Annotated in this window: 15 protein-coding genes; 10 read left to right on the top strand and 5 right to left on the bottom strand. The window is 62.0% G+C overall.

The window, feature by feature from the left end; translation table 11 throughout:
• Window positions 1–272 precede the first annotated feature (272 nt).
• Genes iolG through iolB form a run of 8 tightly spaced genes read left to right on the top strand, consistent with a single transcriptional unit; the run spans window position 273 to window position 9,651 of the window.
• Window positions 273–1,259, top strand: a complete 987-nt coding sequence (gene iolG / locus NWV12_RS16280; RefSeq protein WP_038417345.1) for an inositol 2-dehydrogenase — start codon at window positions 273–275, stop codon at window positions 1,257–1,259.
• A gap of 31 nt (window positions 1,260–1,290) precedes the next feature.
• Window positions 1,291–2,220, top strand: coding sequence for a substrate-binding domain-containing protein (locus NWV12_RS16275; protein ID WP_033146190.1), 930 nt, complete (start codon window positions 1,291–1,293; stop codon window positions 2,218–2,220).
• 48 nt (window positions 2,221–2,268) lie between these two features.
• Complete coding sequence (locus tag NWV12_RS16270; RefSeq protein ID WP_047060733.1) at window positions 2,269–3,816, top strand: sugar ABC transporter ATP-binding protein; 1,548 nt, start codon at window positions 2,269–2,271, stop codon at window positions 3,814–3,816.
• An 11-nt stretch (window positions 3,817–3,827) separates the two neighbouring features.
• Window positions 3,828–4,856, top strand: a complete 1,029-nt coding sequence (locus NWV12_RS16265; RefSeq protein WP_028014045.1) for an ABC transporter permease — start codon at window positions 3,828–3,830, stop codon at window positions 4,854–4,856.
• 8 nt (window positions 4,857–4,864) lie between these two features.
• Window positions 4,865–5,998 carry a Gfo/Idh/MocA family protein gene (locus NWV12_RS16260; RefSeq protein ID WP_047060731.1) on the top strand — a complete coding sequence of 378 codons (1,134 nt, stop codon included), beginning with the start codon at window positions 4,865–4,867 and terminating at the stop codon, window positions 5,996–5,998.
• A 12-nt stretch (window positions 5,999–6,010) separates the two neighbouring features.
• Window positions 6,011–7,915 carry a 5-dehydro-2-deoxygluconokinase gene (gene iolC / locus NWV12_RS16255; RefSeq protein WP_048978854.1) on the top strand — a complete coding sequence of 635 codons (1,905 nt, stop codon included), beginning with the start codon at window positions 6,011–6,013 and terminating at the stop codon, window positions 7,913–7,915.
• Between the two features lie 11 nt (window positions 7,916–7,926).
• Window positions 7,927–8,817: a myo-inosose-2 dehydratase gene (iolE, locus tag NWV12_RS16250; protein WP_048978855.1), complete on the top strand. Its 891-nt coding sequence runs from the start codon at window positions 7,927–7,929 to the stop codon at window positions 8,815–8,817.
• 9 nt (window positions 8,818–8,826) lie between these two features.
• Window positions 8,827–9,651: a 5-deoxy-glucuronate isomerase gene (gene iolB / locus NWV12_RS16245; RefSeq protein WP_048978856.1), complete on the top strand. Its 825-nt coding sequence runs from the start codon at window positions 8,827–8,829 to the stop codon at window positions 9,649–9,651.
• Here the strand turns inward: iolB and NWV12_RS16240 are convergent.
• Window positions 9,617–10,831: an MFS transporter gene (locus tag NWV12_RS16240; RefSeq protein ID WP_039263725.1), complete on the bottom strand. Its 1,215-nt coding sequence runs from the start codon at window positions 10,829–10,831 to the stop codon at window positions 9,617–9,619. The two genes, iolB and NWV12_RS16240, sit on opposite strands and share 35 nt — an antisense overlap.
• Window positions 10,832–10,946: 115 nt before the next feature.
• Between NWV12_RS16240 and NWV12_RS16235 the strand changes: the two genes are divergently transcribed.
• The gene (locus NWV12_RS16235; protein WP_023308780.1) at window positions 10,947–11,390 is read left to right on the top strand and encodes a helix-turn-helix domain-containing protein; all 444 of its coding nucleotides are present in this window, start codon (window positions 10,947–10,949) and stop codon (window positions 11,388–11,390) included.
• Between the two features lie 10 nt (window positions 11,391–11,400).
• On the opposite strand, the gene NWV12_RS16230 is transcribed toward NWV12_RS16235, so the two are convergent.
• Genes NWV12_RS16230 through NWV12_RS16220 form a run of 3 tightly spaced genes read right to left on the bottom strand, consistent with a single transcriptional unit; the run spans window position 11,401 to window position 13,903 of the window.
• Window positions 11,401–12,144, bottom strand: coding sequence for an alpha/beta fold hydrolase (locus NWV12_RS16230; RefSeq protein WP_048978857.1), 744 nt, complete (start codon window positions 12,142–12,144; stop codon window positions 11,401–11,403).
• 11 nt (window positions 12,145–12,155) lie between these two features.
• Complete coding sequence (locus tag NWV12_RS16225; protein WP_101744639.1) at window positions 12,156–12,623, bottom strand: DUF6130 family protein; 468 nt, start codon at window positions 12,621–12,623, stop codon at window positions 12,156–12,158.
• Window positions 12,624–12,673: 50 nt separating this feature from the next.
• The gene (locus NWV12_RS16220; RefSeq protein ID WP_048978859.1) at window positions 12,674–13,903 is read right to left on the bottom strand and encodes an MFS transporter; all 1,230 of its coding nucleotides are present in this window, start codon (window positions 13,901–13,903) and stop codon (window positions 12,674–12,676) included.
• Window positions 13,904–14,000: 97 nt separating this feature from the next.
• On the opposite strand from NWV12_RS16220, the gene NWV12_RS16215 reads away from it, so the two are divergent.
• Complete coding sequence (locus NWV12_RS16215) at window positions 14,001–14,891, top strand: LysR family transcriptional regulator (RefSeq protein ID WP_048978860.1); 891 nt, start codon at window positions 14,001–14,003, stop codon at window positions 14,889–14,891.
• On the opposite strand, the gene NWV12_RS16210 is transcribed toward NWV12_RS16215, so the two are convergent.
• Entirely contained in the window at window positions 14,888–15,076 is a 189-nt protein-coding gene (locus NWV12_RS16210) for a YfgG family protein (RefSeq protein ID WP_029739958.1), read from the bottom strand. The two genes, NWV12_RS16215 and NWV12_RS16210, sit on opposite strands and share 4 nt — an antisense overlap.
• Window positions 15,077–15,087 lie beyond the last annotated feature (11 nt).

The raw sequence follows: 15,087 nt of genomic DNA, 5'->3' as shown, positions 1-15,087 counted from the left end.
CATTTTCCCCTCACCCTAACCCTCTCCCCAAAGGGGAGAGGGGATAGTTTGGTGCGCGCTTTTCTCCCTCGCCCCATTGGGGAGAGGGCCGGGGTGAGGGGAGTTGCCGCACGCTCACTCATGTTGTGAGATTGATAACAAAATTTATCTCATTCATCTCAAAAGTGTTAACCCGCACTCAAAAACATAATTTTCACTATTTATAAAAATGAAATAAATGTTTTATTTATAGGGTCGTTAGTTCACAGCATTCACCAACACCGGGAGCCGTTATGTTTAACATTGCTTTACTGGGCGCTGGCCGAATTGGCCAGGTACATGCAGCTAACATCGCCAGCCACGGCGCGACCACGCTCTGGTCCGTGGTTGACCCGAATCAGGAATTTGCCACCCGTCTCGCCGCGCAGTATCAGGCCCGCCAGCAGAGCCTGAACGAGGCGATGACCGATCCTAACGTTCACGCCGTGCTGATCGCCTCCGCCACCGATACCCACGCGGATCTGATTGAAATGGCCGCCCGCCACGGCAAGGCCATCTTCTGCGAAAAGCCGGTACACCTTGACCTCGCCCGCGTGCGCGATTGCCTGAAGGTGGTCAAAGAGTACGACGTGCCGCTGTTCATCGGCTTTAACCGCCGCTTTGACCCGCAGTTTCGCCGCGTGAAAACCGACGCGCAGGCCGGGCGCATCGGCAAACCGGAATCGCTGCTCATCATCTCCCGCGATCCATCTCCGCCGCCTGCTGAGTACGTGCGCGTCTCCGGCGGCATGTTCCGCGATATGACCATTCACGACTTTGACATGGCCCGCTTCATCATGGGCGAAGAGCCGGTGTCGGTGTATGCCCAGGGCAGCAATCTGGTGGATCCGGCGATTGGCGAGGCGGGGGATATCGATACCGCGTTTATCGTTCTGAAATACGCCTCCGGCGCGATGGCAACCATCGTCAACAGCCGCCGTTCATCTTACGGCTACGACCAGCGCCTGGAGCTGCACGGCTCCGAGGGGCTGCTGTGCGCGGGCAATATTCTTGAAAACCAGGTGCAGCACTACGGCAAACAGGGCTGCACCAGCGCGCTGCCGGAACACTTCTTCCTGCAGCGCTACAAATCCGCTTACGCCGCGGAATGGGAACACTTTGTTGCGGTCCTGCGCGGCGAAGCGGTGCCTGACTGCAGCGGCGATGATGGTGAACGTGCGCTGTACCTTGCGGATAAAGCGCTGGAGTCACTGCGCAGCCAGCGCGAGATCGTCCTCTAAACACAACAACCCTACACAGAGAGACATAATAATGAAAAAACTGATCGTAGCCGCCCTCATCGCCATGACGTCCGGGGCCGCCCTCGCCGAAAACGAGCAAATCGTTTTCAGTACGCCAAACCTGGCCATGCCGTTTGAAGTTCACATGCAGCGCACGGCGGTGAAAGCCGCAAAAGAGATGGGCGTGAAGCTTCAGGTGCTGGACGGGCAGGGCAGCTCGCCGAAGCAGGTAGCTGACCTGGAAAACGCCATCACCCGCGGGGCGCAGGGCTTTATCGTCTCCCCGAATGACGTGAACGCGGTCTCCAGCGCGGTGGATGAAATTCAGGATGCGAAGCTGCCGATCGTCACCCTTGACCGCTCCGTCGACAGCCAGAAGAAAGTGCCGCACTTCGGCGCCAACAACTACAAGGGCGGCCAGGCGGTTGGCGACTTCGTTAAAACCAAATTCCCCGACGGCGCGGACATCATTCTCCTCACCGGTCAGCCGGGCTCCTCTTCCAACATTGAACGCACCAAAGGGATCCGCGACAGCCTGAAGGCGGGCGGGGATAAGTACAAGATCGTCGCCGATCAGACCGGCAACTGGATGCGTTCTGAAGGAATGCGCATCGTTGAAAGCGTTCTGCCTTCGCTGCCGAAACGTCCGCAGGTGATCCTCTCCGCCAACGACGATATGGCGCTGGGCGCGATTGAAGCGCTGCAGAGCCAGGGCGTGAAGCCGGGCGAAATCCTCGTGACCGGGTTTGATGCGGTGCCGGAAGCGCTGGCCCGCGTGCGCGACGGCTGGCTGGCGGTAACGGCGGATCAGCGTCCGGGCTTTGCGGTGCAGACGGCGATGAGCCAGCTGGTGGCTAACGTGCGCGAGAAGAAAGCCATCACCGGGGCCGACTACCCGCCGACGCTGATCACCAAAGAGAACCTGCAGCAGGCTGAGCGTATCGGTGAGGCCGGTAACTAATATGTCCCGAGCCGCCTCTGGCGGCTCATCATGAGGAGGAGCAGACTGATGTCGCAACCCTTACTGAAAGTGACCGACCTGGCAAAAAGCTTTTCCGGCGTCTGGGCGCTGAGCAGCGCTCAGCTGACCGTCGGCAGCGGCGAAATTCACGCCCTGCTGGGGGAAAACGGGGCGGGAAAATCCACGCTGCTGAAGGCGCTCGCGGGCGCGCAGCCGCAAACGCGCGGGGATATCTGGTTCAACGGCGAAACGCTGCCGGTGGACGACTCCCCGGTGGCGCGCCAGAACAAGGGCATTATCACCATCTATCAGGAATTCAACCTGCTGCCCAACATGACCGTCGCGGAAAACATGTTTCTCGGTCGCGAGCCGCGCAGGCGTAACCTGATCGTCGACGAAAGGGCGGTCAACCAGGAGGCGCAGGTCATTCTCGATTACCTCCAGCTGAACGTTGCGCCGACCACGCCTGTCGCCCGCCTGAGCGTCGCCCAGCAGCAGATGGTGGAGATCGCCCGGGCGCTGACCCTCAACGCCCGGTTAATCATTATGGACGAACCTTCCGCCGCGCTGAGCGACAGCGAGGTGGAAAGCCTGCACCGCGTGGTGCGGGAGCTTAAAAACCGCGGCGTGAGCATTATTTACGTTACCCACCGTCTGCACGAAGTTTTCCAGCTCTGCGATCGCTTCACCGTTTTCCAGGACGGCCGCTTTACCGGCACCGGCGCGGTGGCGGAGACCAACGTCGAACAGCTGATCCGTCTGATGGTCGGGCGCGACGTGGCCTTTAACCGCCGTCCGGCCAGCGAAACGCATCATGAAGACAAACCCGTCCGCCTGGCGGTGAAGGGGCTGAGCCGCGAAAAGCCGCCGCTGGATCCGCACGGCATCGCCCTGCACGACATCAGCTTCCACGTCCACGCCGGGGAAGTTCTGGGCATTGCCGGGCTGGTGGGCGCGGGACGTACCGAAGTAGCGCGCTGCCTGTTTGGCGCAGACGCCTTTACCTCCGGGAGCTTTGAGCTGGACGGCGTGCCGTACCAGCCGCGCGACCCGCTGTATGCCCTCGACCAGGGCGTGGCGCTGGTGCCGGAAGACCGCAAAAAAGAGGGGGCGGTGCTGGGGCTGTCGATTCGCGACAACCTGTCGCTCTCCTGTCTCTCCTCGCTGCTGCAGTGGCGCTGGTTCGTGAACACCCGCAAAGAGGACGATCTGATTGAGTCCTACCGCAAGGCGCTGCAGATCAAAATGGTCAACAGCGCGCAGGAGGTGCGCAAGCTCTCCGGCGGCAACCAGCAAAAGGTGATCCTCGCGCGCTGCATGGCGCTCAACCCGCGGGTGCTGATCGTCGATGAGCCGACGCGCGGCATAGACGTGGGGACCAAATCGGAAGTGCACCAGGTGCTGTTTGACATGGCGAAAAAGGGCGTGGCGGTGATCGTGATCTCATCCGATCTGCCTGAGGTGATGGCGGTGTCTGACCGGATCATCACCCTCAGCGAAGGCCGGGTGACCGGCGAGATCCACGGCGACGACGCTAACGAAGAACGGCTGATGACGATGATGGCCATCAACCACAACGCCCTGAACGCGGCATAACGGAGTTTCTCATGACGCAGATGATTTCTAAAACGCAGGCCCCGGTCAAACGCGCCGGACGCATCGATCCCATCGCCTTCTTCGAGCGCTTCGGGGTGCTGATTTTCATGATCCTGCTGCTGATCTTCTTCCAGTCGCAGAACAGCAACTTTTTCTCTGAACGCAATATTTTCAACATCCTGACCGAAGTGTCTATCTACGGGATCATGGCCGTGGGGATGACCTTCGTCATTCTCACCGCCGGGATCGACCTCTCCGTGGGCTCCATTCTCGCGGTGTGTGCCATGACCGCGGCGTACGTCATTAAGGGCGACAACTTCACCACCGTCGACCCGAACGCCTGGGGCGGCATGAGCTGGCTGATTGGACTGGGGATTTGTCTGGCGATGGGCACGGCGATTGGCTTCCTGCACGGCCTGGGCGTCACCCGCCTGCGCCTGCCGCCGTTCATCGTCACCCTCGGCGGGATGACCATCTGGCGCGGCCTGACGCTGGTGATTAACGACGGCGCGCCGATCGCCGGTTTCGACCCTGGCTATCGCTGGTGGGGACGCGGGGAGCTGCTCGGCATCTCTATTCCTATCTGGATCTTCGCCATCGTCGCCGTCGGCGGCTATCTGGCGTTGCATAAAACCCGCTGGGGCCGCTTTGTCTACGCCATCGGCGGCAACCCGGAGGCGGCGCGACTGGCGGGGGTGAACGTCAAACGCGTGCTGGTCAGCGTCTACGTGCTGATTGGCTGTCTGGCGGGGCTGGCGGGCTTCATCCTGAGCGCACGTCTGGGAAGCGCCGAGGCGGTGGCCGGGATCTCCTTTGAGCTGCGCGTCATCGCCTCGGTGGTGATCGGCGGCACCTCGCTGATGGGCGGCTACGGGCGCATCGGCGGCACCATTATCGGCTCCATCATTATGGGCATTCTGATTAACGGCCTGGTGCTGATGAACGTCTCGGCCTACTACCAGCAGATTATCACCGGATTAATTATCGTTCTGGCGGTGGCATTCGATACCTATGCCAAAAGCCGTCGCGGCGCACTGTGAGGATCACGATGAAAGAGGTTCGTATTGGATTAATTGGCACCGGGTATATCGGCAAGGCGCACGCCATTGCCTATGCCCAGGCCCCGACGGTCTTCAACCTGCGCGGCAGGCTGGTGCGCGAGATGGTGGCGGAAGTCACGCCGGAGCTGGCGGCAGCGCGCGCGCAGGCGTTTGGCTTCAACCGCTCCACCGGGGACTGGCGGGCGCTGGTGGCCGACCCGGCCATTGACGTGGTGGATATTTGTTCCCCCAACCATCTGCATAAGGAGATGGCGCTGGAGGCGATCCGCCACGGCAAGCATGTGTACTCGGAAAAGCCGCTGGCGCTGAACGCCCACGACGCGCGTGAAATGGTTGAGGCTGCACAGCGGGCAGGAGTGAAAACGCTGGTGGGGTTCAACTACATGAAGAACCCGACGGCGCAGCTGGCGAAGGAGATTATCGCGCGAGGCGAAATTGGCGAGGTGATCCACTTCTACGGCACCCACAACGAAGACTATATGGCCGACCCGCTCTCGCCCATTCACTGGCACTGCTTCAAAGAGACCGCCGGGCTGGGGGCGCTGGGCGACCTCGCGGCGCATATCGTCAACATGGCCCAGTACCTGGTCGGGGATATCGAGCAGGTCTGCGGCGATCTGAAGATCGTGGTCCCGGCGCGACCGGCGAAGGCCGGATCGTCTGAGATGATTGCCGTTGAAAACGAGGATCAGGCCCACGCGATGGTGCGCTTCGCGGGCGGGGCGCAGGGCGTGATTGAAACCTCCCGCGTTGCCTGCGGACGCAAGATGGGGCTCTCGTACGTCATCACCGGAACGAAAGGCGCCATCAGCTTCACCCAGGAGCGCATGGCCGAGCTGAAGCTCTATCTGCATGACGATCCGGTGAACCGCCAGGGGTTCCGCACGCTGCTCGTCGGCCCGGCGCACCCGGACTACGCCGCGTTCTGCATGGGCGCGGGACACGGGATTGGCTTTAACGATCAAAAAACGGTGGAGGTGCGCGACCTGGTGGACGGGATAGCCGCCGACGCGCCGATGTGGCCGGACTTCGAAGAGGGCTGGAAGGTGTCGCGCGTGCTGGACGCGATTGCGCTCTCGCACCGGGAAGGCCGCTGGCTGAACGTGAACGACATTGTCTGATGAGGTATCAACGTGGAAAAGCAGTTTGATGTGATATGCATGGGCCGCGTGGCGGTAGACCTCTACAGTCAGCAGATTGGTGCCCGTCTGGAGGACGCGTCCAGCTTCGCCAAATATCTCGGCGGGTCGTCGGGCAACGTGGCGTATGGCACCGCGCGTCAGGGTTTACGTTCGTCGATGCTGGCGCGCGTCGGCGATGAACATATGGGCCGCTTCCTGCGGGAAGAGCTCAACCAGGTGGGCTGCGATACCAGCCATCTGATTACCGATAAACAACGCCTCACGGCGCTGGTGCTCCTCGGCATTAAAGACCGGGACACCTTTCCACTGATTTTTTATCGCGATAACTGCGCGGATATGGCGATTACCGCCAGCGATGTGGACGAAAGCTACATTGCCTCCGCACGTTGTCTTGCCATCACCGGGACTCACCTTTCTCATCCGCAGACCCGCGAGGCGGTGCTGACGGCGCTGGGCTATGCCCGCCGTCACGGCGTGCGCACGGTGCTGGACATCGACTATCGTCCGGTGCTGTGGGGGCTAACCTCCTTAGGCGACGGCGAAACGCGTTTTATCGCCGCCGAGAAGGTCACCCGCGAGCTGCAGGAGGTGCTGCACCTCTTCGACGTCATTGTAGGCACCGAAGAGGAGTTTCACATTGCGGGCGGCAGCACGGATACCCTGCAGGCGCTGGGACAGGTGCGTGCCGTCAGTGACGCAGCGCTGGTCTGCAAGCGCGGCGCGCTCGGCTGCTCGGTCTATACCGACGCCATTCCGCCCCGGCTGGACGACGGCCTGACGGTGACCGGCGTGCGCGTGGAGGTGCTGAACGTCCTCGGGGCGGGGGACGCGTTTATGTCCGGCCTGCTGCGCGGCTACCTGAACGACGAAGGCTGGGAGCAGGCGTGCCGCTACGCCAACGCCTGCGGCGCGCTGGTGGTCTCGCGCCACGGCTGCGCCCCGGCGATGCCGAGCAAAATCGAGCTGGATGACTATCTTTCCCGCGCCGCGAACGTGCCGCGCCCGGATCTCGACCCGCGTCTTAACCATCTCCACCGGGTGACCACCCGCCGCCGCGAATGGCCGGAGCTGTGCGTGATGGCCTTCGACCACCGCAGCCAGCTTGAGGATATGGCGATGCAGTGCGGCGCGTCGCTTAAGCGCATTCCGGCGCTGAAGCAGCTGATCCTGCAGGCCAGCCGCGAGGCGGCGAGCCGCGCCGGGCTGGAGGGCAAAGCCGGTCTTCTGTGCGACGGCACCTTTGGTCAGGACGCGCTGAACGCCATCACCGGGGAAGGGTGGTGGATTGGTCGTCCCATCGAGCTGCCGGGTTCCCGGCCGCTGGAGATGGAGCACGGCAACATCGGCACCCAGCTTATCAGCTGGCCGCAGGAGCACGTGGTGAAGTGCCTGGTCTTTTTCCACCCGGAAGATGCCCACGGCCTGCGCCTGGAGCAGGAGCAGAAAATCGCCGAGGTGTACCACGCCTGCTGCCGTTCCGGGCACGAGCTGCTGCTGGAGGTGATCCTGCCCGCCAGCATGCCGCGCAGCGATGAGCTCTACCTGCGTGCCATCTCCCGCTTCTACAACCTCGGCATTTATCCCGACTGGTGGAAGCTGCCGCCGCTCTCCGCCGACGGCTGGACGGCGCTGAGCGAGATTATCGAACGCCGGGACCCGCACTGCCGCGGGGTGGTGATCCTCGGCCTGGACGCTCCGGCGGAACAGCTGCGCGCCGACTTCAAAGCCGCAGCGGGGCAGACGGTAGTGAAAGGCTTCGCCGTGGGGCGCACGCTGTTTGGCGATGCCTCCCGCGCGTGGCTGAAGCACGATATTGACGATGCGCAGCTGGTGGCGCGCATCCGGGACAACTACCTGCAGCTTATCGCCTGGTGGCGCGAGCGCGGACACGCATAATGGAGACGACAATGAGTGTGCAATTAGGCATTAACCCGCTGACGTGGACGAACGACGATCTGCCTTCTCTCGGCGCGGAAACCTCGCTGGAAACCTGTCTGAGCGAAGGGAAAGAGGCCGGTTTTGCCGGCTTCGAACTGGGCAATAAATTCCCGCGCGAAGCGCGCCTGCTTGGCCCCATCCTGCAGCGTCACGACCTGCAGCTGGTCTCAGGCTGGTACTCCGGCCGCCTGCTGGAGCGCAGCGTGGAGGAGGAGATCGCCGCCGTGCAGCCGCACCTGACGCTGCTGCGCGAGCTGGGAGCGAAGGTGCTGGTGTTTGCGGAAGTGAGCGGCTGCATTCACGGCGAGCAGCAGACCCCGGTGCATCTGCGCCCGCGCTTCCCGCAGGAACGCTGGAAGGAGTACGGCGAGAAGCTCACCGAATTTGCCCGCTATACGCAGCAGCAGGGCGTGCAGATTGCCTACCATCACCATATGGGCACGGTGATTGAGTCTGCCGAGGACGTGGACAACCTGATGACTCACACCGGGGAGGCGGTCGGACTGCTGCTGGATACCGGCCATCTGACCTTTGCCGGGGCCGATCCGCTGGCGGTGGCGCAGCGCTGGGCGTCGCGCATCAATCACGTTCACTGCAAAGACGTGCGCGCCGACGTGCTGGCGGACGTCAAAAACCGCAAAACCAGCTTCCTCGATGCGGTGCTGAGCGGCGTGTTTACCGTGCCGGGGGACGGCTGCGTCGATTACCCGCCGATTATGCTGCTGCTGAAGGCGCAGGATTATCACGGCTGGCTGGTGGTCGAGGCGGAGCAGGATCCGGCGATTGCCCATCCGCTGACCTACGCCCGTCTGGGGTATAACAACCTGAGCCGCCTGGCGGGCGACGCCGGACTGATTTGAGGAGGCAGCATGTCACGTCTGTTATCACGCTGGCAACAGCCGAACGCGGAGGGGCGCACCCAGTCCGTCACGCCGGAAAGCGCGGGGTGGGGGTACGTCGGCTTTGAGGCGTATGAGCTACAGGAGGGGCAGACGCTGATGCTGCCCGCCGTCAGCGAAGAGCGCTGTCTGGTGCTGGTCGCCGGACGCGCCTCCATCCGCACCCCTTCCGCGCAGTTTAACGACATCGGCGAGCGGATGAGCCCCTTCGAGCGCATTAAGCCGTGGGCGGTGTACGTCGCCCCGCAGGAATCGGTGCAGGTGAAGGCGCTGACGACGCTGGAGCTGGCGGTCTGCGCCGCGCCGGGCAAAGGCACGTATCCGACGCGGCTGATTGCGCCGCAGGATATCGACGGCGAAGCGCGCGGCAAGGGCCACAACCAGCGCTACGTGCATAATATTTTGCCGGAAGACAGGCCCGCCGACAGCCTGCTGGTGGTGGAGGTGTGGACCAGTGAGGGCTGCACCAGCTCGTACCCGAGCCACAAGCACGACACGGATAACCCGCCGCAGGAGACCTATCTGGAGGAGACCTACTACCATCGCCTCAACCCGGAGCAGGGGTTCTGCATGCAGCGCGTCTATACCGACGACAGAGCGCTGGATGAGTGTATGGCGGTCTATAACCGTGACGTGGTGATGGTGCCGAAGGGCTACCACCCGGTCGCAACGATGGCCGGGTATGACAGCTACTACCTCAACGTGATGGCCGGCCCGGTGCGCAAATGGATGTTCACCTGGGAAGAGGACCACGCGTGGATTAATCGGGATTATCCCGCGGACAGCGGTGGCTAGCGCGGGTTAGCCACCAGAACACCAGCGCCAGCAGGCTGACCGAGGCGCCAAGCAGGCAGACGCCCGGCCAGCCGGCACAGGCATACGTCATCGTTGTGCCGAGCGCGCCGAGCCCGCTGCCGACGGCATAAAACAGCATGTAAAGCCCGACCAGCCGGCTGTGTGCCTCGGGACGGGTGCGGAAAATCATGCTCTGATTAGTGACGTGCAGCGCCTGACCGCCCAAATCGAGCAGTATGATGCCGATAAGCAAGATCCCGAGTGAACGGTCCATCAGCGACAAGGGCCACCAGGCTAACAGTAAGATACTCAGCGCCGCCGCGCTGGTGCGTTGGGCATATCCCCGATCGGCCCAGCGTCCTGCCCGGCCAGCCGCCAGCGCGCCCACCGCGCCAGCCAGCCCAAACGCGCCAATCGCTGTATGCGAAAAGTTAAACGGCGGTGCGCTCAGCGGCAGCACCAGCGCGCTCCAGAAAATGTTGAACGATGCAAACATCAGCAGCGCCAGCACGCCGCGTATCTGCAGAACTTTTTCCTGCCGCAGCAGCGTGAGCATTGAGCCAATCAGGCGCGGATAGCTCATCGTGGCAGTGACGGCTGGCAGGGCGGGGAGTCGCCACCACAGAGGTAACGCAATCATGAGCATCAGCGCGGCAGCGCAAAGATAAACCCCGCGCCAGCCCGCGATATCGCTGATGCCACCGGCAAAGACGCGAGCGAGCAGCAAACCTGTGAACACGCCGCCCTGCGCCGCGCCGACAACGCGTCCCTGTTCATGGGGCGACGCGGCGCTGGCGGCGTAGGCGATCAGCCCCTGCGTCATGGCCGTGCCCAACATACCGGTCGCAAGCATACCGATAAGCAGCGCTGAAGAGGACTGTGCCATGCTGACGGAAACCAGCGCCACCACCAGAGCAATCAGCTGTACTGCCATGAGTCGTCGACGATCCACTTTGTCACCCAGAGGAACGACAAGCAAAAGAGCCAGCGCGCAGCCAATTTGTGTCGCGGTCACCACGCCACCCACGGCCGCATGGCTGATGCCGAAATCGTTCGCCAGCGCGTCAAGCAAAGGCTGGGCGTAATATACGTTTGCCACGCTTAGGCCGCTGGCGGTGGCGAACAGCCAGACCATGCTGCGCGGCATGTCGGCTGAAGGAAGGGCTGACGTCAGTGACATATTCAAAATCCTCGCCTGTGATAACCTGGTTTTAAAATGAAACTGGTTGAATGCTAGGCTAAGTAGTTTTAAAATGCAACTGGTTATAGGGTGGCCTTTGCGAGGAAAACAGGTGATGTCCCGAAATACGGTAAAAGAGGAATATTGTCCCGTTGCCCGCAGCGTTGACCTGCTCGGGGATCGCTGGTCGCTTCTTATTGTGCGTAATGCGTTTGACGGCATGACGCGCTTCGGGGATTTTCAGCGCAGCCTTGGGGTGGCGCGCAACATCCTTTCTGACCGGCTTCGCAAGCTGGTTGAGGCAGAAATCCTGACGTTACAGGGAGCATCGGACGGCACGGCTTATCAGGAATATGTTCTGACCGACAAAGGCGAACGTCTTTTCCCCGTGATCGTGGCGCTGCGTCAGTGGGGAGAGCAAAATCTGTTTGCGCAGGGCGAGCGTCACTCGCTGCTGGTCGACAGGCGGACGGGCAGGCCGGTTCCCTTTATGGCGCCAGCAGCGCATGACGGCACTGCGCTGCTGCCGGTGGATACGGAAGTGCAGAAGATCGAATGAGTCACTCCGGTTAATTACCGCTTATCGCCTGCTCAATCGTCCGGGCAACGATCTGCGGCTGGCTCACCATCGACACGTGGCTTGCCGCCACCTCGGCGGTTTTCGCATGGATCGTCTTCGCCATCGCCCGTTCAAGATCGGGGTTGATCATCCGGTCATGCTGGCTGACCACATACCAGCTCGGTTTATCATGCCACGCCGCGTGGGCGACCTTTTCACCAAACGCCTCGGTCTTAATCGGCCCCTGCGTGGCTGCAATCGTGTTTTGAGTGTCTGGCTTCACGTCAGGCGCGAAGTCCTTTCTGACGGCTCCTGTCGGCAGGTATAAATAGCCGTCCGCCGTTTTAGCAATGCCCGCGCTGCCCGGCGGGGCAGGATAGCTTCCTGCCAGATCCGCAGTCGACTGGCCGGAATCCGGCGCGAACGCCGCCACGTACACCAGCGATTTTACCCGCGCATCGTTGCCCGCCTCGCTAATCACGGTGCCGCCCCAGGAGTGGCCCACCAGCACCACGTCACCCTGGGCGCGGGCGATGGCCCGCCGCGTGGCCGCAACGTCATCCTTAAGCGAGGTGAGCGGGAGCTGGACGGCAATGACCTCGGCGTGCTGCTTCTGCAACAGGGTAATCACCTTATTCCAGCTGCTGCCGTCGGCAAACGCGCCATGCACCAGCACGACGCTGGTTTTACTCTGCGCAAAGGCGCTGGCGGAAAGCGCCAGCAGGCCTGCCGTCACTACAGACAGTGCTTTCATCTTCAGACTCCTTAAAAATGGTGGACCGCCGCGTGGGGCGGGACGGTGAATGCAACGGTTTTGTGGTCGAGCGGCTTATGCGTCGGGTCGGCCAGAATAATGGTCACCTTGTGTTTCCCTGCGGGCAGCCCCACGAGGATCACCGGCTCTCCGCTGGCGTCAGCCCAGTGCCACGGCGCGTCATCCACCACCACGTGAATGTGACCGATGCGCGGGGTGACCTTGAGCGCATCGGGGCCGAATACCGGTTCGATGCGCAGATTTTCGGCACGGTACTGGATAAACACCGCGCCTTTGCTCAGCGGCCCGGCAAGCGGGGGATCGACTATCAGCTTTGCGGGCGGCTGCGGCTGCGCCAGCGACGCAACGGCGGCGGGGCCGTTAACGTCCGCGGCGCTCAGGTTATCCAGCGGCATGGTCCGGGCATGGGCTACAGAGGCCAGGGCTAGCAGGGGGAAAAGTGCATAGCGACGAATCATGGGTTCTCTCCTTATCGGTTGTGAATGACGACAGGGAAAGAAAACCATTTTTATGTATCGGAGATATTTGCCGGAGGCGGCGTTTTGTACCCGTTTGTCAGCGTGGCGCTCTGGATACAGTGCGATACAGTTTGCCTGCGTGGCCTACGTACGATCGCTATCGCCAGCCCGGCAATCACCAGCGTCAGGCCCGTTGATACCCACATTGCACCCGCGATCCCCAGCGTTTTATTCAGCCACGCATAGGCAAACGGTGAGGCTGCCGCCATCAGCTGGCCGGGGATAAGCAGCATGCCCGTGCGGCGGGCATAGCTTTCGGTGCTAAACAGCTCCAGCGGCAGGGTGGCTTTCACGATGGTGACCAGCCCGTTGATGGCGCCGTAACCCAGCACAAACCCGGCCGCACACCATGCAAACAGGGCGCTGCTCATCCCCAGAAGAAAGCAGAGCGGCATGGCGAGCGCGGTAAAAAGCGTCAGTTTGAAGGGGGTTAAGCGGGCACCCGCCAGCACTTCCAGCGAGCGGGCGCCCGTCTGGCCGACTCCCCACAGCATCCCGATGGCGACCGGCAGGCCGAAGTGGGCAATAAACTCCGGCAGATGGGTGGAGGTGCCGTTAGAGACAAAGGTGATGAGGGCAATGAAGGCGGCATAAAGCCAGGCGTTACGCCGCTCGTTGTTCAGCGGCGGCGCGGTGACCTTTGTCGTCACCGTCAGCCGCTGCCGGGGAAGCGTTCGAATCAGCATCGCGCTCAGCAGGCCGAAGAGCGCGTAGACGCGCAGCGCCTCCTGCCAGCTCATGACCTGAAGCAGAGCATCGCCCAGCGGCCAGAAAACGGCGGAGGCCAGCCCGCCCGCCAGCGTGACGCGTGAGATTGTTCTTCGCGCCTGCTGCCCGTAGAGGTTCACCAGCGCGGCGAACAGCGCGTCGTACAGCGACAGGCGCATCCCTACGCCGCCGATCAGCCAGGCGCAGTACCAGCCAAAAAGCGTCTGGGTATACGCCATCCCTGCGCAGCTTGCGGCGATCAGCAACGTGCCGCTCATCACCACTTTCTGACCGCTAAAGCGTGCCAGCAGGCGGGCGACAAACGGAGAAACCGCCGCCATCACCAGCATCGCCAGCGTCAGGCCGAGGTAAATCTGCGGTGATGACCATCCCCGGTCGGCTGAAATCGCCAGCGCAAAGGTGCCGGGCATATAAAACGAGATCCCCCAGTTGATAAGCTGATTACATCCCGCCGTGAGGGCGAGGCGGCGTGGCAGGGCGGGTGTTTCCATTGTTTTTCATTCCGTTATGCAGTTGTCCTGAGCATAACTCGCGCGCTATTGTGCTGGCAGGGCAGCAACCTTATGCGCGGTATAAGAGAAACTTTGAATGACAACGCTTAATCTGGGCTATCTCGCCACCTTCCGTCTGGTGATCCAGCGCGGCAGCTTTTCAGCGGCAGCGGATGCGCTGGGTATTTCCCAGCCCGCCGTCAGCCTGCAAATACGTCAGCTGGAGCAGTTTCTGCAAACGCGGCTGGTGGAGCGGACCGGGCGAGGGATTAAGGCTACGGCTGCCGGGCAGGCGTTGCTGGCGCATGGGGAGCGTATTCAGCTGGCGGTAGATGACGCCATCCGGTCCGTGAGCGCATTCAGCCAAGATGTGAGCGGCACCATTACGCTTGGCACGGGGGCAACGGCCTGCATCCATCTTCTGCCGCCGCTGCTGGAGAAGCTGCGTCGAGACTATCCGCTCCTGAGCGTGGGGGTGACGACGGGCAACACCCTCGACATCGTCAGGGCCATCGAAGAGAACCGGCTCGATATGGGGCTGGTGACGCTGCCGGTGAGCGGCAGAGCGCTGGACGTCATGCCAGTAATGGACGAAGAGTTTGTTTTTATCGCGTCGCGGGAGCAGCAGGATGCTTTCAGGGATTTTACCCCGGAGGCGCTGCACGCTCAGCCGCTGATTGCCTTTGAATCAGGCAGCGGTACCCGGGCGCTGATCGATGGCTGGTTTGCGGCGAATGGATTAGCGATCGCACCGGTGATGCAGCTTGGCAGCATCGAGGCGATCAAACGCATGGTTCGCGCGGGGCTGGGCTACAGTATTGTGCCGCGAATGGCGGTCGAACAGGATGCCGATCGCGAAGGGCTATGCGTGATGTCGCTTACGCCCATGCTGCAGCGGCAGCTGGCGGTGGTAATGCGGCAGGATAAAATCCTCAGCAAAGGGATCGCGGCCATTATTCGGCTCGTGCAAGATCCTGCGGCTGTTTAGCGGTCAGCGGTGTCGACGGTCAGGCTGGATTGCTGCGACTGGGTTTTGTCCTGATGGTGGTACCAGGCGCCAATTGAAGAGTAAACGAAGCGGCCAAAGAAAAACAGGAAGCTGATGAGCAGTATGATGCGGGTCATTCGGGTATTAAATTGATGTCGTTTGCGCATACGCGTGACCTGACTCACTCTGTTTTTCC

The organism is Enterobacter sp. Crenshaw (genome assembly GCF_024734705.1).
Taxonomy (GTDB): domain Bacteria; phylum Pseudomonadota; class Gammaproteobacteria; order Enterobacterales; family Enterobacteriaceae; genus Enterobacter; species Enterobacter asburiae_B.
Note: the sequence above shows the minus strand (reverse complement) of the source record. Positions and strands in the feature narration are given on the sequence as shown.

Bases quoted from the DNA above. Each gene is read 5' to 3' on its own strand.
- iolG (WP_038417345.1), top strand. From the start codon at position 273: ATGTTTAACATTGCTTTACTGGGCGCTGGCCGAATTGGCCAGGTACAT.
- NWV12_RS16275 (WP_033146190.1), top strand. From the start codon at position 1,291: ATGAAAAAACTGATCGTAGCCGCCCTCATCGCCATGACGTCCGGGGCC.
- NWV12_RS16270 (WP_047060733.1), top strand. From the start codon at position 2,269: ATGTCGCAACCCTTACTGAAAGTGACCGACCTGGCAAAAAGCTTTTCC.
- NWV12_RS16265 (WP_028014045.1), top strand. From the start codon at position 3,828: ATGACGCAGATGATTTCTAAAACGCAGGCCCCGGTCAAACGCGCCGGA.
- NWV12_RS16260 (WP_047060731.1), top strand. From the start codon at position 4,865: ATGAAAGAGGTTCGTATTGGATTAATTGGCACCGGGTATATCGGCAAG.
- iolE (WP_048978855.1), top strand. From the start codon at position 7,927: ATGAGTGTGCAATTAGGCATTAACCCGCTGACGTGGACGAACGACGAT.
- iolB (WP_048978856.1), top strand. From the start codon at position 8,827: ATGTCACGTCTGTTATCACGCTGGCAACAGCCGAACGCGGAGGGGCGC.
- NWV12_RS16240 (WP_039263725.1), bottom strand. From the start codon at position 10,831: ATGTCACTGACGTCAGCCCTTCCTTCAGCCGACATGCCGCGCAGCATG.
- NWV12_RS16235 (WP_023308780.1), top strand. From the start codon at position 10,947: ATGTCCCGAAATACGGTAAAAGAGGAATATTGTCCCGTTGCCCGCAGC.
- NWV12_RS16230 (WP_048978857.1), bottom strand. From the start codon at position 12,144: ATGAAAGCACTGTCTGTAGTGACGGCAGGCCTGCTGGCGCTTTCCGCC.
- NWV12_RS16225 (WP_101744639.1), bottom strand. From the start codon at position 12,623: ATGATTCGTCGCTATGCACTTTTCCCCCTGCTAGCCCTGGCCTCTGTA.
- NWV12_RS16220 (WP_048978859.1), bottom strand. From the start codon at position 13,903: ATGGAAACACCCGCCCTGCCACGCCGCCTCGCCCTCACGGCGGGATGT.
- NWV12_RS16215 (WP_048978860.1), top strand. From the start codon at position 14,001: ATGACAACGCTTAATCTGGGCTATCTCGCCACCTTCCGTCTGGTGATC.